Below are 4,327 nucleotides of genomic sequence, written 5' to 3'. Positions count from 1 at the left end.
AGGCTCACTCGAACCTCGTGCCAACTCCTTCGCGCACAAGCGCTCGGAGACGCAACGTCGAGAAGCCTCTTTCGTTATGCGAAAGTTTCTATGAATTTGAATTGCAATAGTAGGTAAAATGGCAAAACCAAGGATATTTATTAGTTCAACTTTTTATGATTTACGGCAGATAAGAGCAGATTTGGAAAAGTTTATTAAAGAAGTTGGCTATGAACCTGTGCTAAATGAAAGAGGGCATATTCCTTATGGAAGAGATGAAAAATTAGAAGAGTATTGTTATCGAGAAATTTCGAATGTTGACATTTTGATTTCGATTGTTGGTGGTCGTTTCGGTAGTCCTTCTTTTGAGCCACAAAGCTCTATATCAAATATCGAATTGAAAACAGCTAGGGATCTTTCGAAGCAAGTTTATATCTTTATTGAAAAATCTGTAGATACTGAATATTATACTTATTTAAGAAATAAAGATTCTGATTCCGTTACATTTAACTACGTTGATGATATAAGAATTTATAAATTTTTAGAAGAGATCAGAAATCTATCTACAAATAACATATTACATCAGTTTGAGACCGCAGAAGACATTATTGGCTTCTTAAAAGAACAATGGGCAGGTCTTTATCAAAGACTTTTGCAAGAATCTTCCAGACAGAGAGAGTATAAATTAATTGATAAATTGTCTAATACCTCGAAAACTTTAGATGAGTTGGTTGAGTATTTGTCTCGCGAGCGTAGAAGTACCGATGCCGTCGTTGAAGAAATACTTCTGAGAAATCACCCTGCCTTTTCTCAATTAAAAAATGAACTAAATCTAAAATTTCCAATTATCTTTACGACTAAAGATGAATTGAATTCGTTTATGCATTTCAATGGTTATAGAAGACATCGAACCCTTGCAGAAGAAAACTCGATAAAATATCATTATCGAAATGAGTTAACAGGTGAGGCGAGTACTTTCTTATTTTCTAACGATATGTTTGATATTGATCAAAAGCTTAAGATAGTTCCAGGAGCTAAATGGAATTCAAACTGGATAAAGCATGATTATGTACCAGCTTTAGTAAACGATGATGATGACATTCCATTTTGATAGAGAAACCTTCGCATAACTTCGGCTTCTCGCTTCGTTCGTCACTCGCGGTTCCCGCTCGGACTCACTACGGCCTTCGGCACATTGCTTTGTCACTTCGGTTCGCGAGCCGCGTCTAAGGACGCTCGAACCTCGTTCCAACCGCGGCGCGCACAAGCGCTTGCGGCCGCAACGTCGAGAAGCCTCTTTCGTTAGCCGCCATTTGCCCGGGGGATGACGGAAAAAGGCGCGGGGACGAAGCGGGGCAAGGGGAAATTCCGGATTTGTTCTTCTCTACTAGACTCACTTGATTCTAATCCAGAAATTAAGAAAGTAGTGTTATGGTTTTTCTGTATTGGTCTTTCCTTCCAGGAGAAACTTTAAAGTTCAAAAGTTACTATTTCCGTAATCAATATCTTTTGAGCCCCCAGCAGTCCCCGCGATGCAGTTTGATATTGATTGGGCAAACAGCGGCTAACTAAAGCTTGCCGCTTCGTTCGTCGCTCACGGTTCCCGTTCGGACTCACTACGGTCTTCGACACATCGCTTCGCGAACTTGGCTAAGTAGTAAAAGAAGATATTTTCAGAAATAGAAGTTCGCGACCCTTTCGCGCGCAGGCACTCCGGGACGCGACGTCGTCAAGCTTCTGTCGTTATGCGAAATGGCTGAAAACTAAATTGAAATAGGAATTGACAAATATATCAAATTTGATATATTTGAATAGTGAAGTTTAAAATCCAATTATTTGAACCTGCGGAAGCGTTTCTTTTAAAACTGGAAAACAAACTTAAAGCGAAAGCATTTAGAACCATTGAATTATTAGGAGAATTTGGGCTTGAATTAAGAGAGCCATTTTCTAAGAAAATTCAAGGTTACGAAGGGTTATTCGAACTAAGAATTAAACAAGGCACGAATATTTGTAGATTCTTTTATTTCTTTGAGAAGGATCGTGTTATTATTTTAACTTCAGGATATATAAAGAAAGAACAAAAGACGAGTAAAGATCAATTGACTAAAGCCTTCAAGTTGATGAAGGCTTATAGAGGAGAGCAAGTATGAAACTTAAAACGAAGGACTTTGATTCACTTCTAACTAAGGAATTAAAGAATAAAGATTTTAAGAAAGAATATGAAGTTCTTTCTAATGAGTTCACTTTAGCTAAAGAGATCATTAAACTAAGAAAAAAGAGAAATTTGACTCAAAAGGATTTAGCGGAGAAAATTGGCACTTCTCAACCAGCGATAGCACGCATTGAATCAGGAAATTATAAGAACTTATCATTATCATTAATTAACCGACTTGCAAAAGCATTGGATGCTGAGCCAGTAATACATTTAAAGAGTAGAAACGCTTAAACAATAATCAGCCACTTCGCATAACTTCGGCTTCTCACTGCGTTCGTCACTCGCGGTTTCCGCTCGGACTCACTACGGGCTCCGCCACATTGCTTTGTCACTTCGGTTCGCGAGCCGGCGCTAAGGCGCCTCTAACCTCGTGCCAACCGCGTCGCGCACAGGCGCTTGCGGCCGCAACGTCGAGAAGCCTCTTTCGTTAGCCGCCATTTGCCCGGGGGATGACTGAAAAAGGCGCGGGGACGAAGCGGGGCAAGGGGAAATTCCGGATTTGTTCTTCTCTACTAGACTAACTTGATTCTAATCCGGAAATTAAGAAAGAAGTGTTATTGCTTTTCTGTATTGGTCTTTCCTTCCAGGAAAAACTTTAAAGTTCAAAAGTTACTATTTCCGTAATCAATGTTTCTTGAGCCCCCAGCAGTCCCCGCGATGCAATTTGATATTGATTGGGCAAACAGCGGCTAACTAACGCTTGCCGCTTCGTTCGCCACTCACGGTTCCCGTTCGGGACTCACTTCGGTCTTCGACACATCGCTTCGCGAACTTGGCTAAGTAGTAATAGAAAGGATCTTCAGAAATAGAAGTTCGCGACCCTTTCGCGCAAAGGCGCTCCGGGGACGCAACGTCGGCAAGCTTCTGTCGTTAGGCGTCATTTGTAAATATGCTTCAGGATCAATATTCATTTGCGTTTCCAATTACGGTTAATTATACTGAAAGCAAGGCTACGTATTCATTTTTTAATAGCACTTCAATAAGTGCTTCGGAAATAATATTTAAGTCAAAAATTGATAATTCTTTTATTACTTTTAAGCTTTGCGAGCCTCAAGAATTAGATGAAGACGAAGATTTAGAACAGATATTCCTGAGTGTTGACGGTATAATTGAAAATAATTATGAGAACGCGTTCGAGAGAGCCTTTGAGTTGTGTAATTTGTTTATCAATTTTTACTTATTTCATCAATTTGAAAATTTCTTCGACAAAGATTTGTTAGAGGCCAAATTCGAAATATTAAAAAGCCAAGTTATATGCTTAAAAGGTCAGAAAGGTGATAATGTCCGGCGAACTCATAATCATCAATTTGATATAGACATCAATAATTTTGACGAATCGTTTTCAATAATTTATCACGATGAATTGTTAAGAACAATAATGAGGTCTCTTTCCGAGTTATGTGGTCCCCATAGTGATAAATCCAAATTTTATAGTGCGTTTATGACTTTAGAAATTATTGAAGGAAATTGTTCTTTAAAAAGCAAATCTTTGCTTTCAGAGAAAGAAAAAAAAGATCTTTCTAAAAATATAAAATTGTTATTTACTAATATAGCCGCTGAAACAAAAGCAATACTAATTAATCGCTCTCAAGGGTTTATACTTGGAAGAGGTTCAGATAGAGATAGCCGTGGGGAAAGGCTATTTTACTCAATTAATGAAATCCTTTCTGGAAAATTACCTATATATTTTAAAGTGACCGACAAAGAAGTAATCGAAATTGTCACTAATATTGTATGGACCAGAAATAAGCTGTTTCATAATGCCACTCTTGACGAAGCGAGATTTAAACAGGATTTCCATAATCTTATTATTCTAATTCGTTCTATTGGAAGGGGATTGATTGATCTCAAATTCAATCCATTTCTTCCATTTTGATACAAACGACGCCTAACTTCGACTTCTCGCTTCGTTCGTCACTCACGGTTCCCGCTCGGACTCACTGCGGCCTTCGGCACATTGCTTTGTCACTTCGGTTCGCGCGACGGCGCTAAGGCGCCTCGAACCTCGTGCCAACCGCGTCGCGCATAGGCGCTTGCGGACGCAACGTCGAGAAGTCTCTTTCGTTAGTTGCCATAGCCCGGAAATTAATTTTCATATTAACGCATTTAAAAAAATGCTGACAAGATTTCAAG

Annotated in this window: 4 protein-coding genes; all 4 read left to right on the top strand. The window is 39.1% G+C overall.

Features of this window, described 5'->3' with window-relative positions:
• Window positions 1–118: 118 nt before the first annotated feature.
• Window positions 119–1,090, top strand: a complete 972-nt coding sequence (locus DLM75_RS23895) for a DUF4062 domain-containing protein (protein ID WP_118971019.1) — start codon at window positions 119–121, stop codon at window positions 1,088–1,090.
• 703 nt (window positions 1,091–1,793) lie between these two features.
• The gene (locus tag DLM75_RS23890; protein WP_118971018.1) at window positions 1,794–2,129 is read left to right on the top strand and encodes a type II toxin-antitoxin system RelE/ParE family toxin; all 336 of its coding nucleotides are present in this window, start codon (window positions 1,794–1,796) and stop codon (window positions 2,127–2,129) included.
• Complete coding sequence (locus tag DLM75_RS23885; RefSeq protein WP_118971017.1) at window positions 2,126–2,425, top strand: helix-turn-helix domain-containing protein; 300 nt, start codon at window positions 2,126–2,128, stop codon at window positions 2,423–2,425. Before DLM75_RS23890 ends, DLM75_RS23885 begins: the two co-directional genes overlap by 4 nt.
• A gap of 658 nt (window positions 2,426–3,083) precedes the next feature.
• Window positions 3,084–4,070, top strand: a complete 987-nt coding sequence (locus tag DLM75_RS23880) for a hypothetical protein (RefSeq protein WP_118971016.1) — start codon at window positions 3,084–3,086, stop codon at window positions 4,068–4,070.
• Window positions 4,071–4,327: the final 257 nt, after the last annotated feature.

It is taken from the genome of Leptospira stimsonii (assembly GCF_003545885.1).
GTDB lineage: Bacteria > Spirochaetota > Leptospiria > Leptospirales > Leptospiraceae > Leptospira > Leptospira stimsonii.
The sequence above is the reverse complement of the archived record's forward strand: the minus strand, read 5'-3'. Positions and strand labels throughout refer to the sequence as shown.

Coding starts and splice junctions, on each gene's coding strand:
- DLM75_RS23895 (WP_118971019.1), top strand. CDS start 119: ATGGCAAAACCAAGGATATTTATTAGTTCAACTTTTTATGATTTACGG.
- DLM75_RS23885 (WP_118971017.1), top strand. CDS start 2,126: ATGAAACTTAAAACGAAGGACTTTGATTCACTTCTAACTAAGGAATTA.
- DLM75_RS23880 (WP_118971016.1), top strand. CDS start 3,084: ATGCTTCAGGATCAATATTCATTTGCGTTTCCAATTACGGTTAATTAT.